Raw genomic sequence first — 23,753 nt, 5'->3', positions numbered from 1 at the left:
CCGCCACCCGCTCCGGGTGGCGCGCCCCTCCCGCTGGCGTCCACCCGGATGCACCGGCGGTCTATCATGGGGGCTTCTCTGACCGTAAGCCCCCATGCGCATTTCCCCGCTCCCGCCCCTGCCCAACCTGGTCGCGTTTGAAGCCGCGATGCGCCACGGCAGCTTCACCCGCGCCGCGGCCGAGCTGCACCTGACCCAAAGTGCGATCAGCCGCCAGGTGGCCCAGCTGGAACGCTTTCTCGGGCGCAAGCTCTTTATCCGCGAACCGCGCGCGCTGCGCCTGACGGTCAGCGGCCAGCGCTATGCCGAAGTGGTGCAGCGCCTGCTGGTGGGCTGCGCCGAAGCGACCGAAGACGTGATGAAGGTGCGCAGCCATACCGCCTTGACGGTGGCGTGCTCCAGCGGCGTGGCGGTGCTGTGGCTGACGCCGCGGCTGGCCTCGTTCCGCGAGGCGCACCCCGAGATCCAGCTGCGCCTGACCGTCAACGACAGCCTGGCGTCACTGTCGCCGGCGGAGTTCGATATCGGCATGTACTATCTGCGCGAGGGCCCGCCGCCCGGACTGGCAGCGCGACGGCTGTATGGCGAGGAAGTGTTTCCGGTGTGTGCGCCGGGCTACCTGAACGGCCGCACGCTGACCCCGGCCGCGCTGGCCAATGAAACGCTGCTGATGCTCGACGACGGCCAGCGCCAGTGGATGTCCTGGCAGACCTGGCTGGCCAGCCAGGGCCTGCCCGATGCCACGCTGCGCAACGTGCTGACCTCCAACCAGTACCCGATCCTGCTGCAGCTGGCCATGGAAGGCCAGGGCATCGTGCTGGGCTGGCGCCATATGATCGACGCCTGCCTGCGCGAAGGCCTGCTGGTGCGCGCCAGCGATGCCAGCGCCAGCCTGGGCGGCGGCTACTACGCGGTGTGGCCGCGCGACCGGATGGAACCGGCCGCGGCGCGGGCGTTCCGCAGCTGGCTGGTGCGGCAGGCGACGCCTGCACCAGCCTGAGCCCTCACGATCCCGCCTTGTAGTTCGTATCCTTGACGATCTTGACCCACCGCGCAGCATCCTCGGCAATGGTCGCGGCGAACTGCTCCGGCGTGCCACCCACCACCTCATAGTCGATCGCCGCCAGGCGCTGCTTGATCTCGGGCTGCGCCAGGATGCGGTTCACTTCCTGGTTCAGCCGCGTGACGATCTCCTTGGGCGTGCCGGCCGGTGCCAGCAGCCCCGCCCAGGAATTGAAGGCCATGCCGTCATAGCCGGCCTCATGCATGGTCGGCACATCCGGCAGCGCGGGCGAGCGCTTGGACGCGAACACCGCCAGCGGGCGCAGCTTGCCGGCCTTGATCATCGCCATGCCGTTGAACGGGTCGATGGTCATGTCGACCTCGCCCGCCACCACCGCCTGCATCTGCGGCCCGGTGCCGCGGTAAGACACGCTGACAACGTCCGGCGTGCCCGCCGCGGACTTGAAGGTGGCGCCGATCAGCTCGATCATGCTGCTGCCGGCCGACAGGCTCAGCGGCTTCGTCTTCGACTTGGCCAGCGCCACGAACTCCTGCACGGTCTTGGCCGGCACCGACGGGTGGACCACCATCACGAAGCCGATATTGCTGATCTGCGAGATCGGCGCAAAGCTCTTCAGCGGCTCATAGCCCGCTTTGTACAGCACTGGGCTGAGGGTCTGCGCGCCGGCGCTGTTCAGCAGCAGCGTGTAGCCGTCCGGCGCCGCGCGCGCCACGATGTCCGTGCCGATGATGCCGTTGGCGCCGGGGCGGTTTTCCACCACCACCGACTGCTTGAGCGCTTCGCCCAGCTTCTGCGAAATCAGCCGCGCCACCACGTCGGTGGCCCCGCCTGGCGCAAACGGCACCACCATGCGGATCGGCTTGCTGGGATAGGTGTCACTCCAGGCCAGCGCGGGCATCGTGCCCAGCACGGCGGCGCACAGCATCAGGCGGCGGCGCGAAAACGGCTTCATTCGGGGTGTCTCCTGGACGGCGGTTGTCGAAATCCGGCGCCGGCACGGCGCTCGGCGCAGGGGCCAGGCGTGTGCCGATATTCATACTTATGAATTGCATTTTACGCATATAAATTTCGACGTCAACCGAGGGTATGTGCGGAGAGCCCTCCGCTCCGGGATTGCGGGCGTCAGCGCCGCCAGCAACCATTGTGCGAACAGGACAAGCCAGCTTGCGCGGTGCCTGGGAAATCTGAAGTTCATGTTCTTATGCCTCGCTCTATTTGCGGAACGGGGTAGCGGCTTCGATACGGACGAGTTCTGCCCCGACTGCAGGCTCCGGGATACTGACCGCAACCTGAACGCGCCCGGTCCGGTAGATGCCGATCGCCGCGACCACTGCCGGAATCGCCAGCAGGAGGTAGAGCGCCGCATTGCTCCATCCCGCCGATAGCAGCAATGCGCCGCCGAGCGAGCCTGCGATGGCCCCCACCCGGCCAATACCGAGTGCCCAGGCCACGCCAGTCGCGCGGCTCGACGTCGGATAGAACGCCGACGCCAGCACATTGGCACAGACCTGCGATCCGCTGACGCAGAAGCCAGTGACGAAGATCGCGGCCGCCACTGCCGTGGGCGCGCTCACCGAAGCCAGGCATGCCACGGCGATGGCACCCAGCGTGTAGGCGCCGGCCACCACGGCATAGGGATTGAACCTGTCGAGCAGCACGCCCAGTACGATGGCACCCAGCACGCCGCCGCCCTGCAGCAACCCCGCGAGCATCGACGCTTCCTTCAGCGTAAGGCCGCTGCGCTGGACCAGGATCGGCAGCCAGTTGATCATCAGGTACAGCAACAGCAGGCTGCAGAAGAATGCCAGCCACAGCCACAGCGTCCCCTGCCGGTAGCGCGGCGCGAAAAGCTGGCTGACCGGAGAGCTGCGGCCCTCAGGCTCGTCGGTGACGTAGCGCTGGCCGCCCGCGACCCGGCTTGCATCGATGCGTGCCAGGGTGGCGGCGATCCGTGCCTGCATGCCTTCACGCGTGGCCAGGTAGCGCACCGATTCCGGCAAGGCCAGCGCCAGTACCGGGACCAGCGCCAGCGGTAGCACACCGCCCAGCGCCAGCACGCCGCGCCAGCCGACCTGCTCGATCAGGTACGCGGTCACCACGCCGCCCAGCGCGGAGCCAAGGGAGAATCCGCAGAACATGATCGTCAGCAACATGCCACGGCGACGCGAAGGGCTGAACTCGGCGGTCAACGTGATCGCATTGGGCATGGCGCCGCCCAGGCCCATCCCGGTCAGGAACCGCAGCGCGATCAGCCAGCCGATGCCTGGCGCCGCGGCAGATGCCGCACAGGCAGCACCGAACCACGCCACCGACATGACCAGCACGCGACGCCGGCCAATGCGATCGGCCAGCGGACCGCAGAGAAAAGCGCCGGTCATCAGCCCGAGCAGGCCGGCAGAGAAGAGCGGCCCCAGGGCCACCACCGACAACGACCATTCGCTGCGGATATGGGGAGCAAGAAAGCCAATGATGGCGATGTCGAAGCCGTCCAGTGCCACGATCGCGAAGCACAACGCGATGGTGCGCAACTGCAGCGATGAGAGGCGTGCCGCGTCGATGAATTCGCGCACGTTGACGGTGGCGCGCACAGGCGCGCCGGCCGCCGCGCCTTGGGGGGCGGTTAGGGCAGTCATGTTGTCTCCTGGGATGGTCAGCGCACAGCCGCTATGCTGCGGCTTGTGCGGGTACAGCGGGGTTTTGCGAGAATTTCGCGTAGGCGTGCGGCTATGCCGCGGCCGGTGCATCAACCGGATGGTGGTAGCCACACGCTTCCACGCGGGCGATAAACTCGGGGTCGCGCTGGCGCAGGTCTTCATGCGTGACCCTGCCGGTGCGCAGCATGTAGTCGTAGGCGAACGCCACCGGATCGAGGTGCATCTTGCTGTCGACCGACTCGTACCAGTCGAGGCTGCGGCGGGCCGCGTCCTGGAATTTCGCCGATGCATCGCGCCGGCTGTTCTCGAATGCCTGGAATGCCCCCGGCACATCGTCGCGATGCGAGCAGACGGCATCGCACAGCGCGATCGCATCCTGCATCGCCATGCGGGTGCCGGAGCCCAGCGAGAAATGCACACTGCGCAGCGCGTCGCCCAGCAAGACCACCCTGCCATGCGACCAGTGTTCATTGCGCACCACGCTCGCCTGGAACCAGTTGGAGCGATTTCCCAGCAATGCGTGACCGCCCAGGTCTTCCGCGAAGACCTGTTCGCAGAATGCGCGACTCTCTTCTTCCGTGGCGGTGTCAAGTCCCGTGCGATGCCAGGTCTCGGGGTCGACTTCCACCAGGAAGGTCGACAATGTCTCGCTGTACTGGTAAGCGTGAGCCATGACCACCCCCTGGCCGGTCTCCCGGAAGATCAGCGAGACCGGGTGAAACAGTTGATGGGTGCCGTACCAGGCAAACTTGTTGCGGCGCACATCGAAGCTTGGCTGGAAATGCTCCGCCAGCCGGGTCCGGACCTCGCTGTTGATGCCGTCTGCCGCCACGATGATGTCGGCGTCTGGCAGTTCCGCCGGGTCGCTCACGCGGCTGCCGTAGCGAATGTCGACGCCGGCGTCGGCGCACGCCTGCTGCAGCACGCGCAGGAGGTCAATGCGCGAGGTGCGTGAAAAGTGGTTGTTGTGCAGCGGCACCCGCACCCCTTTGTGGGTGACCTCCATAAAATCGCAACGCTGGTGATGCGCGGTGAATTTCCGGAAGAACGCCGGATCCGCGCCCTCCAGGAACGACAGGGCGACGTCGGAAAACACCACGCCCCAGCCGTAGGTGGCGCCCGCCTCGTTGCGCTCGTGCACGACGATATGGTCTTCAGGATGCCGCTGCTTGAGCAACAGCGAGAAGTACAGGCCGGCCGGCCCGCCTCCGATGACGGCGACATTCATGGTAAGCCTCTTACTTGCTGGCCGGCGCAAGGAACGCGCCGGCGTTGGGGACGACGGGGGCCAGGTCGAGGTGCTCCAGCATCTGGCGAACCGTGCAAACCGCCGTGGACGTGACTGGCAGGCCGATCGCGTCCTGCGCTGCCTGGATCGCCGGCAGCGACGGCATCTGCACGCAGGCCGACAGCACCACGACGTCGGCATTGGCGGTGTTCAGGCGCCTGACGTCCTGCAGCAACTGCATGGGATCGCGACGCCCGACCTCCAGGTTGTCGGGGATCTCGAATGACAGCGCGTCCAGGACTTCGATGCCTTCATGTTCGATGTACTGCACCACCGCTTCAGTCAGTGGCTTCATGTACGGCGCCATCAGGGCAATCCGGCGCGCGCCCATCGACTTCAGGCCCGCCACCAGCGCACCTGCGGATGTCATCACAGGCGCGGCACAGTGGTTCTCGCGTGCGACGCGCAACAGGTCCTGCTCCACCTGACGGTGGTAGCCGGGGCCCATTGCCATGATTGCAACCAGGCAGGCCGTGCTCATCAGGTCGACGCGCGCGTCGGCGAGTTCGGCGGCACAGCGCAGTCCCTCGCGGTTCATGGCCTCCAGTTCTTCGCGCACCACGCGATGCATGCGCATGCGGCTCGAATGGAAGGTGAAACGCTCCGGCAGGATCTGCTCCCGCGCGTGCAGCAGCGCCGGGATCTCAGTCTCCATCGTCGTGTTGGAGCTGGGCACGATCTGCCCGATACGGTAGGTACGACGGTTCATGCTGTCTGGCCCTGGTGGGATGGGTTGGCAAGCTGGTGCGTCTCGCAAGCGACGTATTCCGAGAAGGACGGCGTGTAGACCACGCCGGCCGGATCGCATTCGCCCCACTTGACGCGCCGGCGTACGACGAACGGTGTGTCAGCCAGTACGGCTTCGGTACAGATCATGCTGGCACCCTCCCCGCTCCATCGGTTCCGGCTACGCCCGCCTCCACTTCCAGCCGGCGTGCCACCATGGCCCGCAGCGCAGCCTTGTCGACCTTCCCGACCCGGGTCACCGGAAACTCCTCGATCACTTCGATGCGCTCGGGGCACTTGAACTTCGCGAGTCCCTGGCCCGCCAGGAACGCCGCAAGCTCCGCAACACCCGGCGCCGCGTGCCCGGCACGCACGATCAGGTAAATGCAACCCTTCTCGCCGTACAGCGGGTCCGGCATCGCCACCAGCTTGGCGTCCGCCACCGCCGGATGGCGGCTGACATATGCTTCCACCTCCTCCGATCCGATCTTCTCGCCGCCGCGATTCACGTTGTCGCGCAGGCGGCCTTCAAAAGCGAAGCAACGGTAGCCGTCGATCACATGCTCGGTCATGAGGTCGCCGGAGCGCACGAAGCCATCTGGCGTCAGCGTTTGCGCGGTAGCGTCCGGCGCCTGGTAGTAGCCGCGCAGGCTTGACGGGCCGCGGAAGCAGAGTTCGCCCGGCGTGCCCTGCGGCACCGGCTCGTCGGTGCCCGGCACCAGCAGGCGGAGTTCGTCATCCGGGCAACCGGAGAAGCCCTGCGTGCCATGTCGGACCCCTGCGGAAAGGCGAGCGCCGGCACCCAGCAGCAGCCCTTCGGTGGTGCCGAACAGGTTGAAGCAAGGCACGCCGAGGTGCGCTTCCAGCGCGTCGGCTCGCGTCATCGTTCCGAACAGTTCGAGCGACGAAAGGTCGTGCCGCGCGATATCCTGGTAGGCGATCATCTGCGGCGCAACCGGTCCGATCGACATGCCATGCGTGACGCGATGCAGTTCGATCAGTTCGAGCATGCGCGCGATGTCGACGCGCGGCATCAGTACCGATGTCATGCCACCGGCCACAGTCGGTACCAGCACGTAGAGCTGGCCAGCGTTATGCAGCAACGGCAGTGACCAGATCAGGCGGCTGTGCTCGGTCTGGCCAAGCTGCCGCATGCAGGCGAGCGCATGGCCGATATACTCGGCATGGAAGCGAGGAATGATCTTCGGCACGCCGGTGGTGCCCCCGGACAACTGGAAACTCAGCACATCCTGGCTGCCGATCGACACCCGGGCCAGCACGGCCACTGCCTGCTCATAGGATATGCCGTCGATCAGCGCGTCCAGGCCGTGCTCGCCGCGCGCTCCGAGTCCCGGCACGGGCTCGCCCCGGGCCACGATCAGGTGCCGCAGCGACGGATGACGCTGCGCCATGCCGCGCGCGAAGCCGGCGAGGTCGAAGGCACTGAAGTCGGCCTGCACGAAATAGGCGCGCGGCTCCGACAGCGCCGACAACTGGCCGATCTCCACTTCACGGTATTGCGGCATCGCACACACCGGCACCACGCCTGCCTTGTAGCAGCCCATCAAGGCAATGGCCGTCTCGATCGTGGTCCCCATCTGGAAGATCGCGCGATCCCCGGGCCTGAGACCAAGCTGATGCAGCGCGGCGCCCAGGCGCTCGCTGCGCTGGTCGATTTCGGCGAAGGTGATCGAGCGCTCGTCGCTGATAAATGCCAGGCGGTCCGGGTCACGCCGCGCGGTCTTGCGCAGCGTCCCGCCGAGGGTGTCGTCCACCCACGCCCCGGTCTCGAAGTACCTAGCTGCGTCCGCTGGCGGGCAATACGCCACGCCTTCGATCGGAAACTGAATACCGGTCATGATTGCCTCCCGTTCTCAGGCCGACTCATGGCCGCGCGGCACGATGCGCACGGTATCGCGGCCGAACGACTCGATCCTGCCGTCGAGGCCGCCGGTGAACAGGCCATACCAGAGCGCGGGCTTCAGCCCCAGTGCGCGACGCCCGAACTCGATCGGCTCGCTCGCGGCTATCACGGTATAGTCGCCGAGGTCGCTGACGCGGCAAGCCGGCAAGCGGCGCGCGGCTTCCGCCAGCGAAGCGAACTCGGGCACGTTCAGCACGAAGATGCGCAGGGAAGACCGGCTCATGCGTGACACTCCTGCTCCAGCTCCAGGCGGCGGCCCAGGATCTCTGCCTTGCGCAGCCAGATCTCGTCGATCGAGGTCACGCGTGCGTGATTGGCGCGGGCCTCGTCCTCCAGCTCGATCGCGGCGGCCAGCGTCGCATCGGCGTCGCGCGCGTCCAGCGCAGCAAGCGGGCGAAGCTTGCGCGTGATCTCGATGAAGTAGCCATTTGGGTCGCGGAAGTAGATCGACTCGATCACCTCGTGCGCGGTCTCGGTGGACACCACGACGCCACGCGCTTCCAGGCGTTCCTTCCATGCCAGCAGCGCTTCCTGCGACTCGACCAGCCACGCCGTATGGGTGGCGTCGAAGACATGGTCGTCCGGGAACGGGGGACGGGTGTCGCGGCCGGCAAGGCCATCCGGCTCTGCACTGCCGAGGTAGTAGAAGAAGGCGATGGTGCTGCCTTTGCCGCTGTCGAAGAAGAAGTGCAGAAAATCGGGATGCGTCGCGGGGCCCCAGCCGCGCGCCGAGATCGTGTGAATGAGCGGCAGGCCGAGGATGTCGCGGTAGAACGTGACGGTTTCCTTCAGGCGCCAGGTCGGCCTGGCGGTATGGTCGACGCCGTGCAGGCACAGCGGCGCGCCGGCATCTGGTGAAGCGGTACTTGCAAACATCGTTGCGTCTCCGGATCGGATTGGTCGGGTGCGTTATTGGGGAAAGGTTTCGTGCAGCCAGGCCTGCAGCAGGCGGCCCGCCGCGTAGCGGCCAGGCTCCTCGCCCTTGGCCAGCGCGCGGCCGTGGTGGTCGCCGCGCACCCGGTGGTGCTGCTTGTCAGTGCTGGCTATGCTGCGGAAGATGTCCGCGATGACGCCTGGAAAACAGGCCTGGTCGGCCGTGTATTCGATCAACAGGGTGGGCTGGTGAATGGCTGGGGCAGTCCGGGACAGCGCCGCATTCGACGACAGCCCCGACCACGTCGACAACCAGCTCTCTGGCGAGCAGACACGTGCGAAGCCGACTGAACCGTAGTTGGAAGCAAACGGGTCCGCGCCCCAGAGCGTTCCGTACTTGCGCTCAGACGGATCGAGCGAAAGGTCGAAGCAGCGCAGGTCGGCATCTGTGCGCCACACGGTAAAGAGCTGCGTGTGGGCGGCGCGCCGCCGGATGGCATCGCTGACGGTACCGGGGTTGCGCTTCACTTCCGCGCGAGCATCCATGCGCTCGGCAATCATCGTCCTGGCCAGGTTGTCGAGGCGCTGCACCCGCATGGCCTGCGCAGCGCGATACCGCGCCACAAAGTCGGCGTGGTACGCGGAGGACTGAGGGGCCGGCGCAAAGCCATTGGCTGCCGAAAACGCATCGAGCGCCGGAACGACCGAAAGCGGATCAGATTCATCGCTTACAGCCGGGTCGATGCAGCCCTGCAGCAGCACACCCTGCCCCGGATGCGGGGCGACAAACACGACGCCATCCACCGCCGGCAGCATCGCTGACGCGAGATTGGTGGCGCGGCCGCCAGGCGTCCTGGGGATTCGTGCCGCGGGGGCTGCGTTGGATTGCTGGACATACAAGGCGTACAAGCCGCTGCCTCCGGAATTGCCAAGCAGCACGATGCGGCGGAATCCCGCTTCACGCAGGTAGCGCACGCTTGCGGCCACGTCGTAAAGCGCGAACTCGTGCTCCAGGCGCTGGTCGTTGCCGACCGAACGCGGCGACTGCGACCACGCCGCGCAGCCCGCTTCCACGATGTCGGGAATCAGGTAGTGGCAAGCCATGAATTCACGCGGATGCATGATGCAAACCACCGTATCCGGCTGGCCTGCGGCGTAGAGCGAGCCACCCGTGGCTGCACCATCCTCCGTGCGCAGCACGACGTTGCGCGTCACCGTGCCGGGTGGCACGTCGCGCGGGTTCCAGTCGGTATTGAGAAACCCGGCAATCGGGCCGGCTGCCGCGGGCGATGCTTGGGGGGGCGTCTTGGAACTTGTCATCATCTCACTCCGTTTTTTACAGCATAGTCCATTTTTCGACGTTACCGTAAATTTATTCACAGTCGCGTCAAACCACGGATAGAAGTGGTCTATATGGCACTATTTCGGGGGATTGAGCGCAAGCCGCCGGCCATTGGGGTGGCGCGTCCGCGTCTTATTGTTTATCGTGGTGGCGTCTCGACGCCTGCGTCGAAAAACTGAATGGCAGTCCATGGCAAAGACACAGACCAAGAGCGACGCACTGCGGGACTCGATCCTGGAAGTTGCAACCCGCCTCTTCATCGAGCGTGGCTTCGATGGCACCGGACTCAACGACATTGCCGACGCAGTGGGACTGAGCCGCCCCGCGCTGTACTACTACGTCAAGAGCAAGGAAGCCATCCTTGAGGAACTGACCACCGCGGTCACGCGCACCGCTGCGCAACTGGCGACCGAGGCCATCCCTGAAGCGATGCGCACGCCTGCCGGCATTCTGCGTCACCTGGTGCTGCGCCATGCCACGCTGATCCTGTCGCACCCGTTGCAGTTCCGCGTGGTGGAACGCAATGAAAACAACCTGCCGCTAAAGCAGCGCAAGATGGCGGAACAGTCGCGCCGCGCGGTGCTCGAGCAGTTCCGGCAAGCGATCGAATTCGGCATCGATCATGGAACATTCCGCGTGGTGGACGCAAAAGTCGCGGCATTCTCGATCATAGGCATGTGCAACTGGACGGCGTGGTGGTTCAATCCCGCCGGACAGGTGTCCATGGATGATGTCGCAGGACAAATCGCGGATATGGCACTACGTTCGGTGGAATTGCCCGCCAGCCGCGCATTGGAAAAGCCCGGTCCGGCAGCCATCCTGCAATTGCTGCGGGACGACCTGACGCTGCTGGAGCGCAGCCTGCAAGTGCCGGCGGCGGCCGAACCCGACTCCGGGCGTAGCAGTGGCCAGTCCGGAGCGCGCGGGCTGGGGGCGCCGGATCGTGACGTACGTTAACAATTGGGCTACGTCCCTGACGAGGTTGTGGGTGTCAAGGCAATCTCAGTTCAGAAATCCACGTTGGGCGTAAAGCGGGGGTGCGCCAACAGCGCGTCGCAGCCCGGTCGTTAGTGGGCCGCCGCTATGCGGATGCTCGAAGGCGCGTCACAGCATTGATCGCAGGTCGGAATGGTTGGACGATTTCGCACCGGAGTTCAACCCGATCGCCCGATCCACACCACGGCCAATCCCCGTCGCTTGCCGCGCTGCGTTCGATGCCGCGGGCGGGAAGGTTGCCGTGTGGACGACGCCTTTGACACGGCTGCCGCGAACCCTCCGGGCTACCACGGAATCGGCTGGCGATCGCGGAAGAAGCCGCCAGTGGGGCCATCGTCGGGCAGCGTTGCCAGCCAGACCACAGTGTCGATGCACTGCTCCGGCGGGCGCGGCGCATCGGGGCCGCCCAGGTCGGTGCGACACCAGCCGGGGCACACCGAGTTGACCTTGACGCCGCGATCGGCCATCTCGGCGGCCAGGATGCGCGTGACGGCATTCAGCGCTGTTTTCGAGATTCGGTAAGCTGGCACGCCGCGGCCCATCTCCGCCAGTTGTCCCATGCCCGAAGCCAGGTTGACCACCCGGGCGGCGCGGCTGGCGTGCAGCAGCGGCGCCAGCGCCTGGGTGGTCCGCAGCACGCCGAACAGATTGGTTTCCAGGGTGCGGCGCAGGGTCTCGAGCGGCAGTTCGAGCAGGCTGGTGTCATAGTGGTCGAGTGAAACACCAGCGTTGTTGATCAGCACGTCCACGCGCCCGAAGCGTTCGGTCAGCCAGTTGGCCAGCGCGGCCGCCGAGCCTTCTTCCGTGACGTCAAGGGGGCGGCATGCGATCGGATGCCCCGCGAGCCGGAGCTCGGTCTCCAGCCCCGCGAGGTCCGTCGGCTTGCGCGCCGTGGCGACGACCAGATGGCCTTCAACAGTGGCCAGACGGCGCGTCGCTGCGCGGCCCAAGCCGCGGCTCGCGCCAGTGATGACGGTAATGGGTTGCTTGACCATGCCTGAGTGTCCTCGCCGCTGGCGCAGATAATTATCTATACACCGTCGACTGCGACCTTGTGTCAGCGGATACCGCGGACCCCGGTCTGACTTGGAACTGGGATGTCGGAACAAATGAGGACCGAATTGGTTCTAATTAGCAAATACTGGTGGCGACAATGCTCAGGCTAAGCAAGCTGACTGACTATGGCACGGTGATCATGACGCACTTGGCGCGAAACCCGGGCCGAATCTACAGTGCCGCCGAGGTCGCCGCCGCGATCGGCGTGGCGGTCCCGACGGCAAGCAAGATTCTGAAGATGCTGGCAAGACACCACTTGCTGGAGTCATTGCGCGGTGCCAATGGCGGCTATCTGCTGGCGCGACCGCCGGAGCAGATCTCGATCGCACAGGTGATTGACGCCATGGAGGGCCCGGCGGGCATGACCGAATGCAGTGTCGCTGCCGGCCTGTGTGCGCAGGAAGGCCTGTGCGCCATCCGCGCCAATTGGCAATCGATCAATCGAGTCATCTTTAGCGCACTCAATGGCGTGACGCTGGCAGATATGGCGCAACCGGTATTGCACCCGGTGGATATCGGCGCCTTGCGCGCCCGACGCACAAACGGGCCGCAAGCTGACATCTTGTGAATCAGGTGACAGTGGCAAGCGAAGGCAGAACATGGCAACCCCGGCACGCAAGCTCGACGAACTGATCAACCAGGGCTATAAGCATGGCTTCTATACAACCGTGGAGACCGACACGGTGCCGTGCGGGCTGGATGAAGACGTGATCCGCATGATCTCGGCCATCAAGGGTGAGCCGGAATTCATGCGGGAGTGGCGTCTCAAGGCCTTCCGCCACTGGCTGACGATGTCCGAGCCGCACTGGGCGACGGTCAGGCACCCGCCCATCGACTACCAGGCGATCGCCTACTATTCAGCGCCGCACTCCCAGAAGGCGGGACCGAAGACGCTGGACGAGGTCGATCCGGAGTTGTTGCGCACCTACGAAAAGCTGGGCGTGCCGCTGCACGAGCGTGAACTGCTGGCAGGCGTGGCCGTGGATGCGGTATTCGACAGCGTCTCGGTGGCCACCACCTTCAAGCAGAAACTGGGCGAACTCGGCATCATCTTCTGCTCTTTTTCCGAGGCGGTGAGGGAGCATCCGGCGTTGGTGCAGCAATATCTCGGCTCGGTCGTGCCCTATACCGACAACTTCTTCGCCTCGCTCAACTCCGCCGTGTTCAGCGACGGCTCGTTCTGCTACATCCCGCCGGGGGTGCGCTGCCCGATGGAGCTGTCCACCTACTTCCGCATCAATGCCCGCAACACCGGTCAGTTCGAGCGCACCCTGATCATCGCCGACCAGGGCGCTTACGTCAGCTATCTGGAAGGCTGCACCGCGCCGATGCGCGACGAGAACCAGCTGCATGCCGCGGTGGTGGAGCTGATTGCGCTGGAAGATGCACAGATCAAATACTCCACCGTGCAGAACTGGTATCCGGGCGACAAGGACGGCAAGGGCGGCATCTACAACTTCGTCACCAAGCGCGGTGACTGCCGCGGCGCGCGCTCGAAGATTTCGTGGACCCAGGTGGAGACCGGCTCCGCCATCACCTGGAAGTATCCGAGCGTGATCCTGCAGGGCGACGACTCGGTCGGCGAGTTCTATTCAGTCGCGCTGACCAACCACTACCAGCAGGCCGACACCGGGACCAAGATGACGCACCTCGGCAGGAACACCAGGAGCACCATCCTTTCCAAGGGCATCTCGGCCGGCCACGGCCAGAACGCTTATCGCGGGCTGGTGAAGATGGCCAGGAGCGCGGTCGGCGCACGCAACTACTCGCAGTGCGATTCGCTGCTGCTGGGCGACAAATGCGCCGCCCATACCTTCCCTTATATCGAGGTAAAGAACGCCACCGGCCAGGTCGAGCACGAGGCCTCCACCTCGCGCATCGGCGAGGACCAGTTGTTCTATTGCCAGAGCCGCGGGGTCAGCGCAGAGGATGCGGTTTCGATGATCGTGAACGGTTTTTGCAAGGAAGTATTCAAGGAGCTGCCGATGGAATTCGCGGTGGAAGCCCAGAAACTGCTGGGCGTGAGCCTGGAAGGCAGCATCGGGTAAACGTGGCGCGCACGGCGCGCGCCGCAGGGCGCATTGGATCAAAGAAGCCGGCCATGCTTGAGATTCACAAGCTGCATGTCAGCGTAGATGACAAGCCCATCCTGCACGGCATCGACCTCGCCGTGAAGGCCGGCGAGGTGCACGCCATCATGGGCCCGAACGGTTCGGGCAAGAGCACCCTGGCCCACGTACTGGCCGGGCGCGACCGCTTTACCGTGACAGACGGCGACGTCCTCTATGACGGCACCAACCTGCTTGGCATGCCGCCGGAAGAGCGCGCCCGCGCGGGCATCTTCCTCGCCTTCCAGTATCCGGTGGAAATCCCCGGCGTCTCCAACATCTACCTGCTCAAGGCGGGGCTCAACGCGATCCGCAAGCACCGCGGCCAGCCAGCGCTGGACGCCATCGATTTTCTCGCCCTGGTCAAGGACAAGCTCCAGCTCATGGAAATGGACCAGGACCTGCTTTACCGATCGGTGAACGAGGGCTTCTCCGGCGGCGAGAAGAAGCGCAACGAGATCCTGCAGATGGCGGTGCTGGAGCCGCGGCTCGCCATTCTCGACGAGACCGACTCCGGCCTTGACATCGATGCGCTCAAGATCGTCGCCAGGGGCATCGAGGCCATGCGCAGCCCGCAACGCGCGATAGTGCTGGTCACGCACTACCAGCGCCTGCTCGATTACATCGTGCCGGATCAGGTTCACGTGCTTGCGCAAGGCCGCATCGCCAGGTCTGGCGGGCCCGAGCTGGCGCGCGAGCTGGAGCGGCACGGCTATGCCGGGATGGAGTCTTCAACATGAGCGCAAGCGGACTGGAGCACTATCTCGCCGAGTTCGCCCGCGTCGAGGCCGCATTGCCCGGCCGCCGCCTGGGCTGGCTTGCGCACGCGCGCCGGCAGGCGCTGGAGTATTTCGCCCAGGCCGGGTTCCCCACGCTGCGCCAGGAGGACTGGAAATACACCAGCGTGGCCGCACTCGAGCGAAGCCGCTTTGCCGTGGCACTGCCGCAGGGCGGCGACGGCCTGGACGGCGCAGTGGCAGCGCAGATCGAGGCGCTCGCCCTGGCCGGCGCGCACCTAATGGTATTCGTCAATGGCGCGCATCAGCCGCAATGGTCGCGCATCGGCGCCCTGCCTGCGGGCATGGAGCTGGCCAGCCTGGCCGCCACGCTGGAGCGCGCACCAGACTGCCTGGAAGCGCTGCTCATGCGTCGCGCAAGCGAGTACCCGTCCGGTTTTGCATCCGGTTTCGCCGCCTTGAATATGGCGCTCATGACTGATGGCGCCTATATCCGCCTGGCGGCGGGCACCGTCCCCGAACAGCCAATCCACTTGCTGTTCCTCGCCACGGCTGGCGAGCTGGCAACCCATGCGCGCAACCTCCTGGTGGCGCAAGCCGGCAGCCGGGTCTGCATCGTGGAGCATCACGCGGGCCTGGATGGCCTGGCCTATTGCACCAATACCATCACCGACATCGTTGCCGAGCGCGATGCGGAGGTCGAACATCACAAGCTGCAGCAGGAGAGCCTCAAGGCCTTCCATATCGCCGGCGTGAACCTGGACCAGCGGCATGGTAGCCGCGTCGCCTCCAGTTCCGTTGCCCTGGGCGGCGCCCTGGCGCGGGTCGACATCGAAGTCGGGCTGAATGCCGAGCATACCGAGTGCTCGCTGGACGGGCTGTATATGACCGGCGGGCGGCAGCATATTGACCACCACACCCGCATCGACCACGCCAGCCCGCACAGCAAGAGTCGCGAGTTCTATAAAGGCGTGCTGGCGGGCGCCTCGCGCGCCGTCTTCAATGGCAAGGTGGTGGTGCATGCCGATGCCCAGCACAGCGACGCGCATCAGTCCAACCGCAACCTGCTGCTGTCCGACAACGCCGAGGTCGACACCAAGCCGCAACTGGAGATCTATGCCGACGACGTCAAATGCAGCCACGGCGCCACCGTAGGCCAGCTCGATCCCGAGCAGATCTACTACCTGCGCTCGCGTGGGATTGACGATGCCGCGGCGCGTGCCCTGCTGACCTTTGCCTTCGCCGAGGAGGTCGTCAGGCGGCTCGGTCCTGCCCCATTGCGCACGCGGCTGGAAGCGCTTTTGCGCGGCCGGCTGCCGGAGCCCGTGAAGGAGCTGCCATGAACACGGCTGCGCATGAACTGATGGCCGTGGAGCACGCGTTGCCGGTCGCCAGCCTGGAGGTAGAGCGGCTGCGGCAGGATTTCCCGATCCTGCGCCAGACCGTCAACGGCAAGCCGCTGGTCTATCTGGACAACGCCGCCACCACCCAGAAGCCGCAACGCGTGATCGATTCCGAAGCGCATTACTATGCCGCGCTCAACGCCAACATCCACCGCGGCGTGCACGCCCTGAGCCAGCGCGCCACGGATGCCTATGAGGCCGCGCGCGACGCAGTGCGAGACTTGATCAACGCCGCCGGGCGCAAGGAAATCGTATTCGTGCGCGGCACCACCGAGGCCATCAACCTGGTGGCGGCAACTTTCGGCCAGCGCCTGCGCCCGGGCGACGAGATCCTGATCAGCGCGATGGAGCACCACTCCAATATCGTGCCGTGGCAACTGGCGTGCCAGCGCACCGGCGCCTTGCTGCAGGTGGCGCCGATCAACGATGCCGGCGAGCTGATGCTGGAGCAGTTCGCGCAATTGCTCGGCCCCCGCACCAGGCTGGTCGCGCTGACGCACCTCTCCAATGCGCTTGGCACTGTCAACCCGGTGCGACACATCGTCGAGCTGGCGCATGCCCATGGCATCCCGGTGCTGATCGATGGCGCCCAGGCCGTGCCGCACCTCAAGGTCGACGTGCAGGCCCTCGATTGCGATTTCTACGCGTTCTCCGGGCACAAGCTTTACGGCCCCACCGGCGTTGGCGTGCTCTACGGCAAGGCCGCGCTGCTCGATGCCATGCCGCCTTACCAGGGCGGCGGGGACATGATTCGCGAGGTCACGTTCCGCAAGACCACCTACAACGAGCTTCCCTACAAGTTCGAGGCTGGCACCCCCAATATCGCCGGCGTCATCGCCCTTGGCGCCGCCATCGGGTATGTGCGCGCGGTCGGCCTGGAAGCCATCGCCGCTCACGAGCGCGCGCTGCTCGCCTACGCCGGCGCGCAGGCAGCGAGGATCGCCGGCCTGCGCATGATCGGCACGGCTGCGGACAGGGCGAGCATCCTCTCGTTCACCCTGAACGGCATCCATCCGCACGATGTCGGCACCATCCTCGATCAGCACGGCGTGGCGGTCCGTGCCGGCCACCATTGCGCCATGCCGGTGATGGAGCGCTTCGGCGTGCCTGCCACGGTGCGCGCTTCCTTCGCGTTGTACAACACGCGTGAAGAAGTGGATGCACTGTTTGCTGCCGTGCGCGCGGCACAGGAGGTATTCGGCTGATGTCTGACCTGCGCAACCTCTACCAGGAAGTCGTTGTCGACCACAGCCGCTCGCCACGCAATTTCGGGCGGCTGGCGACAGCGAACCGCAGCGCCGAGGGCTTCAACCCGCTGTGCGGCGACCGGCTGACGCTGTACCTGAGAATCCGCGACGGGGTGATCGAGGACGCCGGCTTTGAGGGCTCGGGCTGCGCCATCTCCACCGCCTCGGCGTCGCTGATGACAGAAGCGCTCAAAGGCAAGACCGAGGCACAGGCGCGGGCCTTGTTCTGCGGCTTCCACGCGCTGGTGACCGGAGCGCCGGGGCAGGCCGAGGTGCCGATGGGAAAGCTGGAGGTCCTGGCCGGCGTGCGCGAGTTTCCGGCACGCGTGAAGTGCGCCACCCTGGCGTGGCATGCCATGCAAGCCGCCCTGGAGAACAGCGCCAGGCCGGTCTCAACGGAGTAGAAACATGAGCATGATCGATTGGCTGCACAAGGCCAGGGAACACGAAGACAGGTTCGAGGCTGAGCCGGACAGCCTCGAGGGGCGGGTGATAGCGGCCTTGCGCACGGTGTACGACCCCGAGATCCCGGTCAACATCTACGACCTTGGCCTGATCTACCAGTTATCGGTGGACGAAGCCAGCGGCAAGGTGGGCATCCGCATGACGCTGACCGCACCGGGCTGCCCGGTGGCGCAGACCTTCCCCGGCGTGGTGGAGGGCGCCGTGATGGAAGCCAGCGGGGTGAATGAAGTCGAGGTTGAACTGGTGTGGGACCCGCCCTGGTCGAGAGAACAGATGAGCGAGGCGGCACGCCTGGAACTGGGGCTGATCTGAAATGAGCGAGTGGATCGATGTCGCCCAAGCCCAGGACTTCGCGCCCGGCACTTGCCGCAGCGTCGATGTCGATGGCGTCCAGGTCGCGGTATTCAATGTGGGTGGCAATTACTACGCCATCGAGGACCTCTGCTCGCATGAGGCCGAGCCGCTCTGCGGCGGCGACGTGGAAGGCCAGGAAGTCGTCTGCCCGCGCCACGGCTCGCGCTTTTCCCTGCTGACGGGCGAGGCGCTGTCCCCGCCCGCCTACGAGCCGGTGGCGACGTTCCCGGTCCGGGTGGCGGACGGTAAGGTGCAGGTCAGGGACGAGCGCTGGGAATAAGCGTACACCCCGAGCCGGTACAAGATCAGTCACTTGGCATGGAGCAGTTTGGACGCACTGTCATCAGGCAGCACCGCCTTGCCATCCCCGTCGATCCCACCTCTAATAGTCTTGAGTACCGTCCAGGCGACCAACGACGGCCAGGAGGCGAAATGCGCTGCACCAGTTGCGGTTTCGCGAACCTTGCGGGAGCCAACTTCTGTGAGGCATGCGGGGCAAGGCTTGGCCGAGCCTGCCCACAGTGTGGCGAAGAGGCCACTGCAGCCGCGAAGTTCTGCCGCGCTTGCGGCTTTGCGCTGTCCGACGCCCCTGCCGGCACCGTTTCCACGCCAGTGCCGCCCTCGCCTGCGGCCACGGCCCCGGTCCTCTACACGCCGCCCCACCTTGCCGGGCGCATCCTGGCCGAGCAGGCGGCGATGGAGGCCAGGGGCGAGACTGCCGGCGAGCGCAAGACCATCACCGCGCTGTTTGCCGACATGGCAGGCTCGACCGCGCTGACGCAGGACCTGGACCCGGAAGACACGCGCCGGCTGATCGACCCCGTGGTGACACTGATGATGGAAGCAGTGCACCACTATGAGGGCTATGTGGCCAAGTTCCTCGGCGACGGCATCCTGGCGCTGTTCGGCGCGCCGATCGCCCACGAGGACCATGCCTTGCGCGCGCTCTACGCGGCACTGCGCATGCAGGATGCGATGCATCGCCACAGCGACCGGGTGCGGCTGGAGCAAGGCATTCCGCTGCAGATCCGGATCGGCATCCATACCGGCGAAGTCGTGGTGCGTTCGATCCGCAAGGATGACCTGCACACCGACTACGATCCGGTGGGGCACACCATCCATATCGCCTCGCGCATGGAGGGGATTGCCACGCCGGCGTCGATCCTGGTCAGCGAATCGACCCACAGGCTCACCGAAGGCTATTTCGAGTTCACGGCGCTGGGGACCACCCATGTCAAGGGCGTGCGCGACCCGCTCGCGGTGTATGAGGTGGTTGGCCTGGGGGCCTTGCGCACGCGCCTGCAGGTGGCGGCGCACCGCGGCCTGGCCAGGTTTGTCGGGCGCCAGGATGAGCTGGAGCACTTGCACGCGGCGCTGGAGCAGGCCAAGGCGGGTCATGGGCGCATTGTTGCTGTGGTCGGCGAAGCGGGGGTCGGCAAGTCCCGGCTGTTCCATGAATTCAAGGTCAGGTCGCAGCAGGGCTGCCTGGCGCTGGAGACCTTTTCGGTCTCGCACGGCAAGGCTTTTGCCTACCTGCCGCTGATCGAGATGCTGAAGAGCTATTTCCAGATCACGGCGCAGGACGGCGACCGCAGCTGCCGCGAAAAGGTGACCGGCAGGCTGCTGACGCTGGACCGTTCGCTGGAAGAGCACCTGCCCTACCTGCTCTACCTGCTCGGCACCATTGAGCCCGACTCGCCGTTGCCGACCATGGACCCGACCATCCGGCGCCAGCGTACCTTCGACGCCATCGCGCGGCTGCTGGTCCGGGAAAGCCTCAACCAGCCACTGGAAGTCATTTTCGAAGACCTGCAATGGCTGGACGGTGAGACCGAGGCGTTCCTCAACATGCTGATCGACCATGTACCCGGCGCGCGGATCCTGCTGCTGGTGAACTACCGGCCGGAGTACAGCCATCACTGGAATGCGGACGGGCATTATTCGCAGCTGCAGCTGCAGCCGCTGGGGCAGGCGGAGGCGCAGGAACTGCTGACCGCGCTGCTCGGGGACGACCGCAGCCTGGTGCCGCTGAAGCGGCTGATCCTCGACAAGACCGAAGGCAACCCCTTCTTCATGGAGGAAGTGGTCCAGACCCTGGCCGAGGAAGGCGCGCTGCTCGGCCAGCCCGGCTGCTACCGCATCGAGACCGCGCCGGCCCTGCTCCATATCCCCACCACCGTGCAAGGCGTGCTGGCCGCCCGTATCGATCGGCTGCCGCTGGCCCAGAAGGAGCTGTTGCAGACGCTGGCCGTGATCGGCAAGGAGTTCCCGCTGAGCCTGGTCCTGCGCGTGACCGGCTTGCCGGAAGACCACTTGCATCCGCTGCTGGCAGACCTGCAGGCTGCGGATTTCGTCTACGAGCGTCCGGCGTTCCCGGAGGTCGAGTACGCCTTCAAGCACGCGCTGACCCAGGAAGTGGCCGGCAGCTCGCTGCTCACCGAGCGGCGCAGCGCGTTGCATGAAAGCTCCGCCCAGGCGATCGAGGCGCTCTTCCATGGCCGGCTCAAGGACTACTGCAGCGAACTGGCGCACCACTACAGCCTCAGCGGCAACATCCCGAAGGCGGTCGAGTACCTGCACTGCGCCGGCCAGCAGGCACTGCTGCGCTCCGCGCAGGCCGAAGCAATCCGGCACCTGAGCACCGCCATCGACCTGCTCAAGCGGCAACCCGACAGTGCCGAACGCGCGCGCCAGGAACTGACGCTGCTGCTTGCGCTCGGGCCCGCGCTGATTGCGGCCCGGGGCCAGGCATCGCCCGAAGTGGAGGGCAATTACCGGCGGGCGCTGGCCTTGTGCGAGCAAGGCCAGCAGACGCCCTACGTGTTCTCGGCACAACTGGGGCTGTGGGCGTTCTATCAGCTGCGTGCGCAATACCAGGTCTCGCTGCCTTTGGGCAAGCGGCTGCTGGCGCTGGCCATGAAGTCGCAGAAGCCCAAGCAACTGTCGGAGGGCCATCGCGCGATTGGCGCCACGCTGTTCCGCCTTGGCATGCTGGACGCCGCGCGCAAGCATATGGAGGCGGTGCTCGCGGTGCCGCACCCTGAACAGCCGGCGTACGACTTCCTGACGGGCTACGGACGCGACCCGGCCGTCCACGCCACCAGTACGCTGGGCTGGATCTTGTGGTATCAGGGGTTGGCGGACCAGGCACTGGCACGCTGCCAGGAAGCGCTTGCCATGGCCCGTTCCCGCCCGGATGCGTACAACCTTGCGCTGTGCCTGGTGTTTGCCGCGGAACAGCATCGATGCCGGCACGAAGTCCGGCTGACACAGGAGTACGCCGAAGCAGCCATCGCCATCTCGGGCGAACAGGGTTTTCCGATCTACCTCGCGTGGGGCACCGTCCTGCAAGGCTGGGCGATGGCGGAGCTGGGCAGTCACCAGGAAGGCGTTGCGCTGACGCGCCAGGGCGTAGCCGCCTATGAGGCCACCGGCGGCAGACTGGGCATGCCGAACCTTCTGGCCCTGGTTGCCGAGGCCTGCGGCAGGGCAGGCCAGACCACCGCCGCGCTGGACGTGCTCACGCAGGCACAGGCGCTGGTGGAAGAGACCGGGGAGCGGCTCGATGAATCAACCGTGTACCGGCTGCGCGCCGAGATGCTGCAGCTGTCGGCAGAGCACCCTGCGCCGCCAGCCGCGCAGGAGGAAGCTGAAGCCTGCTTCCACCGGGCCATCACGGTCGCCCACGAACAACGTGCAAAGCCGCTGGAACTGCAGGCCACCCTGAGCCTGGCCCGGCTGTGGCGGCAACAAGGCAAAGGCGCCGCGGCGCGTGAAGCGCTGGCCCGGATCCATGGCAGCTTCAGCGAGGGCACCGATACCGCGGACTGGCGGGAGGCCCAGGCGCTGCTCGCGGCGTTGACCACCGACCACACCAATACCCCGGAGCGCCCGCACGCATGACCCCGACGCCAGGCCTCCCCCTGCAAGACCGCTTTGTTGCCCTGTGGACACGTGCGGGCGGCACGCGCGCGGCCGACGCCTTTACCGATCTCGCCCGTTGCTACGGTGAACCGACGCGGCACTACCACACCCTCGACCATGTCCGGCGCTGCCTGCACGACCTGGACTGGGCGCGCAGCGCGATACCGGATACCGACGAGGTGGAACTGGCGCTCTGGTGCCACGACGTCATCTACCTGCCCGGCGCCACGGACAACGAGCAACGCAGCGCCGCATGGTTGCGCCATTGGTCAGGCGGCACCATCGCCGCCGCCGCGCGCGTGGCCGCCCTTATCCTGGAAACCACGCACGCCGAAGTGCCGGCCAGCCTGGCCGGCCGCTTCACCGCCGATATAGACCTGGCGGCGCTGGGCTGCAGCCGCGCGCGCTTTCAGGAAAATGGCGATCACTTGCGGGCCGAACGCACCGACCTGGACGACGCCGCCTATGACGCTGCCGAGCGCGCCTTCCTGGGTGCGCTGCTGGCCAGCCCACGCATCTACACCACCGACCTGTTCCAGGCGCGCTACGAGGCGCAGGCACGCGCCAACCTGACGTGGCGGCTGGCGCAGCCGGCCCGGCCTACAGGAACTCTCCGCTGATATCGACGCTGGAGCGCCGGCCCACGCTGTCGTAGTGCTGCTCCAGCCACCGGCTCGCTTCTTCCCGGCCCTTGTCGCGCAGCGAGCACAGGAAAGCCCAGTCGGCGTTGTACTTGGTGGAGACCCCCAGCGCGGCCATGGTCTGGTCCGAGCGGATCGAGTGGATCCACACCTCCTTCATCTCCGTGCCGTCGACCTTGCCCTGCTGGATCAGCGACGTGACGAAGGCAATGGCGCGCATCTCGCGCATCAGCGACGAGTTGAAGCTGACCTCATTGACGCGGTTCAGGATATCCGCGGCCGTGGTCGGCACGCCGTGGCGCACGATCGGGTTGATATGGACGATCACGACATCGTGCGTCTGGCAGTGATAGATCAGCGGAAAGATCGCCGGGTTGCCGACATAGCCGCCATCCCAGTAGTGCTGGCCGTCGATGCTGACCGCCTGGAACAGCGTTGGCACGCAGGCCGAGGCCAGCACGGCGTCGATGCTGAGCTCCTCGGGCGGGAAGATGCGTATCCGGCTGGTCTCGATATTGGTCGCACACAGGTACAGCTGGATCGGGCAATGCTCGCGCAGTGCCGCAAAGTCGACCTGGCTGCCAAGCACGTCGCGCAGCGGATTGAGGTTATTGGGATTGAACTGGTACGGCGACAGCAGGCGCAGCGCGATGTCGGCCATCGCATACATCGGGGAATGGTTCAGGCCCAGCGTATGGCTGCTCTTGAACCACGGCAGCCACCGGAACGGGTTGTAGCGCTGCGCCGAGTGCGCGATCGCCTCCCAGAAATCATGCAAGGCCAGGCGTGCGCCGTCACTGCCGCCCTGCAGCAGCCCGTAGGCCAGCACCGTGGCGTTCATGGCCCCGGCGCTGGTGGCGCTGACGCCTTCGATCGCCAGCCTGCCGTCCTCCAGCAGCCGGTCGAGCACGCCCCAGGTAAAGGCGCCATGCATGCCGCCGCCCTGCAGGGCGAGCGCCACAGGCTTGGGTTGTGCAGGCTCTGGCTGCAT

The 23,753-nt window shown here is 66.0% G+C and carries 22 protein-coding genes and 1 pseudogene; 12 read left to right on the top strand and 11 right to left on the bottom strand.

The window, feature by feature from the left end; genetic code table 11:
• Positions 1-94: 94 nt before the first annotated feature.
• Positions 95-1,000 (top strand): LysR substrate-binding domain-containing protein, encoded by a 906-nt coding sequence (locus RS901_RS26960; protein WP_316157197.1) that lies wholly within the window; start codon positions 95-97, stop codon positions 998-1,000.
• A gap of 4 nt (positions 1,001-1,004) precedes the next feature.
• Here the strand turns inward: RS901_RS26960 and RS901_RS26955 are convergent, their stop codons facing one another.
• From RS901_RS26955 to RS901_RS26915, 9 genes and pseudogenes are all read right to left on the bottom strand, one after another.
• Positions 1,005-1,976 (bottom strand): tripartite tricarboxylate transporter substrate binding protein, encoded by a 972-nt coding sequence (locus RS901_RS26955; protein ID WP_316157196.1) that lies wholly within the window; start codon positions 1,974-1,976, stop codon positions 1,005-1,007.
• Between the two features lie 259 nt (positions 1,977-2,235).
• Positions 2,236-3,657, bottom strand: coding sequence for an MFS transporter (locus RS901_RS26950; protein ID WP_316157195.1), 1,422 nt, complete (start codon positions 3,655-3,657; stop codon positions 2,236-2,238).
• Between the two features lie 91 nt (positions 3,658-3,748).
• Positions 3,749-4,906: an FAD-dependent monooxygenase gene (locus tag RS901_RS26945; protein ID WP_316157194.1), complete on the bottom strand. Its 1,158-nt coding sequence runs from the start codon at positions 4,904-4,906 to the stop codon at positions 3,749-3,751.
• Between the two features lie 10 nt (positions 4,907-4,916).
• The gene (locus RS901_RS26940; RefSeq protein WP_316157193.1) at positions 4,917-5,675 is read right to left on the bottom strand and encodes an Asp/Glu racemase; all 759 of its coding nucleotides are present in this window, start codon (positions 5,673-5,675) and stop codon (positions 4,917-4,919) included.
• Between the two features lie 50 nt (positions 5,676-5,725).
• Positions 5,726-5,842, bottom strand: a pseudogene (locus RS901_RS26935) (acyl-CoA thioesterase); the annotation flags it as partial.
• Complete coding sequence (locus RS901_RS26930; protein ID WP_316157192.1) at positions 5,839-7,551, bottom strand: AMP-binding protein; 1,713 nt, start codon at positions 7,549-7,551, stop codon at positions 5,839-5,841. The gene RS901_RS26930 and the pseudogene RS901_RS26935, both read right to left, overlap by 4 nt.
• Before the next feature lie 15 nt (positions 7,552-7,566).
• Entirely contained in the window at positions 7,567-7,839 is a 273-nt protein-coding gene (locus RS901_RS26925) for a hypothetical protein (protein ID WP_316157191.1), read from the bottom strand.
• Positions 7,836-8,492: a VOC family protein gene (locus RS901_RS26920; RefSeq protein ID WP_316157190.1), complete on the bottom strand. Its 657-nt coding sequence runs from the start codon at positions 8,490-8,492 to the stop codon at positions 7,836-7,838. Before RS901_RS26920 ends, RS901_RS26925 begins: the two co-directional genes overlap by 4 nt.
• Before the next feature lie 33 nt (positions 8,493-8,525).
• Positions 8,526-9,812: an alpha/beta hydrolase gene (locus RS901_RS26915; protein ID WP_316157189.1), complete on the bottom strand. Its 1,287-nt coding sequence runs from the start codon at positions 9,810-9,812 to the stop codon at positions 8,526-8,528.
• A 208-nt stretch (positions 9,813-10,020) separates the two neighbouring features.
• On the opposite strand from RS901_RS26915, the gene RS901_RS26910 reads away from it, so the two are divergent.
• Positions 10,021-10,788, top strand: coding sequence for a TetR/AcrR family transcriptional regulator (locus RS901_RS26910; RefSeq protein WP_316157188.1), 768 nt, complete (start codon positions 10,021-10,023; stop codon positions 10,786-10,788).
• A 323-nt stretch (positions 10,789-11,111) separates the two neighbouring features.
• On the opposite strand, the gene RS901_RS26905 is transcribed toward RS901_RS26910, so the two are convergent.
• Positions 11,112-11,822, bottom strand: a complete 711-nt coding sequence (locus RS901_RS26905; protein WP_316157187.1) for an SDR family oxidoreductase — start codon at positions 11,820-11,822, stop codon at positions 11,112-11,114.
• A 158-nt stretch (positions 11,823-11,980) separates the two neighbouring features.
• Here RS901_RS26905 and RS901_RS26900 point away from each other — a divergent pair, with 158 nt between their 5' ends.
• The 10 genes from RS901_RS26900 to RS901_RS26855 all read left to right on the top strand — a co-directional run bounded on the left by RS901_RS26900 (position 11,981) and on the right by RS901_RS26855 (position 22,741).
• Complete coding sequence (locus tag RS901_RS26900; protein ID WP_316157302.1) at positions 11,981-12,451, top strand: SUF system Fe-S cluster assembly regulator; 471 nt, start codon at positions 11,981-11,983, stop codon at positions 12,449-12,451.
• 31 nt (positions 12,452-12,482) lie between these two features.
• On the top strand, positions 12,483-13,931 hold the full coding sequence (sufB, locus tag RS901_RS26895; RefSeq protein ID WP_316157186.1) for a Fe-S cluster assembly protein SufB: 1,449 nt from the start codon (positions 12,483-12,485) through the stop codon (positions 13,929-13,931).
• A gap of 53 nt (positions 13,932-13,984) precedes the next feature.
• A complete protein-coding gene (sufC, locus tag RS901_RS26890) occupies positions 13,985-14,731 on the top strand; it encodes a Fe-S cluster assembly ATPase SufC (RefSeq protein ID WP_316157185.1) in 747 nt (248 codons plus the stop codon).
• Positions 14,728-16,071: a Fe-S cluster assembly protein SufD gene (gene sufD / locus RS901_RS26885; RefSeq protein WP_316157184.1), complete on the top strand. Its 1,344-nt coding sequence runs from the start codon at positions 14,728-14,730 to the stop codon at positions 16,069-16,071. Before sufC ends, sufD begins: the two co-directional genes overlap by 4 nt.
• Positions 16,068-17,336 carry a cysteine desulfurase gene (locus RS901_RS26880; protein WP_316157183.1) on the top strand — a complete coding sequence of 423 codons (1,269 nt, stop codon included), beginning with the start codon at positions 16,068-16,070 and terminating at the stop codon, positions 17,334-17,336. Before sufD ends, RS901_RS26880 begins: the two co-directional genes overlap by 4 nt.
• Positions 17,336-17,782 carry a Fe-S cluster assembly sulfur transfer protein SufU gene (gene sufU / locus RS901_RS26875; protein WP_316157182.1) on the top strand — a complete coding sequence of 149 codons (447 nt, stop codon included), beginning with the start codon at positions 17,336-17,338 and terminating at the stop codon, positions 17,780-17,782. The genes RS901_RS26880 and sufU overlap by 1 nt, the downstream gene beginning before the upstream one ends.
• Before the next feature lie 4 nt (positions 17,783-17,786).
• Positions 17,787-18,155 (top strand): SUF system Fe-S cluster assembly protein, encoded by a 369-nt coding sequence (locus tag RS901_RS26870; RefSeq protein WP_316157181.1) that lies wholly within the window; start codon positions 17,787-17,789, stop codon positions 18,153-18,155.
• Between the two features lies 1 nt (position 18,156).
• A complete protein-coding gene (locus RS901_RS26865) occupies positions 18,157-18,477 on the top strand; it encodes a non-heme iron oxygenase ferredoxin subunit (protein WP_316157180.1) in 321 nt (106 codons plus the stop codon).
• A gap of 152 nt (positions 18,478-18,629) precedes the next feature.
• Positions 18,630-22,100 carry an adenylate/guanylate cyclase domain-containing protein gene (locus RS901_RS26860; protein ID WP_316157179.1) on the top strand — a complete coding sequence of 1,157 codons (3,471 nt, stop codon included), beginning with the start codon at positions 18,630-18,632 and terminating at the stop codon, positions 22,098-22,100.
• The gene (locus tag RS901_RS26855) at positions 22,097-22,741 is read left to right on the top strand and encodes a hypothetical protein (protein WP_316157178.1); all 645 of its coding nucleotides are present in this window, start codon (positions 22,097-22,099) and stop codon (positions 22,739-22,741) included. Before RS901_RS26860 ends, RS901_RS26855 begins: the two co-directional genes overlap by 4 nt.
• Here the strand turns inward: RS901_RS26855 and RS901_RS26850 are convergent.
• A complete protein-coding gene (locus RS901_RS26850; protein WP_316157177.1) occupies positions 22,722-23,753 on the bottom strand; it encodes a patatin-like phospholipase family protein in 1,032 nt (343 codons plus the stop codon). The two genes, RS901_RS26855 and RS901_RS26850, sit on opposite strands and share 20 nt — an antisense overlap.

Origin of the sequence: Cupriavidus sp. BIC8F, from assembly GCF_032465815.1 — a bacterium.
In the GTDB taxonomy this organism is placed as follows: Bacteria; Pseudomonadota; Gammaproteobacteria; order Burkholderiales; family Burkholderiaceae; genus Cupriavidus; species Cupriavidus necator.
This window is presented reverse-complemented; position numbering and strand designations above follow the sequence as displayed.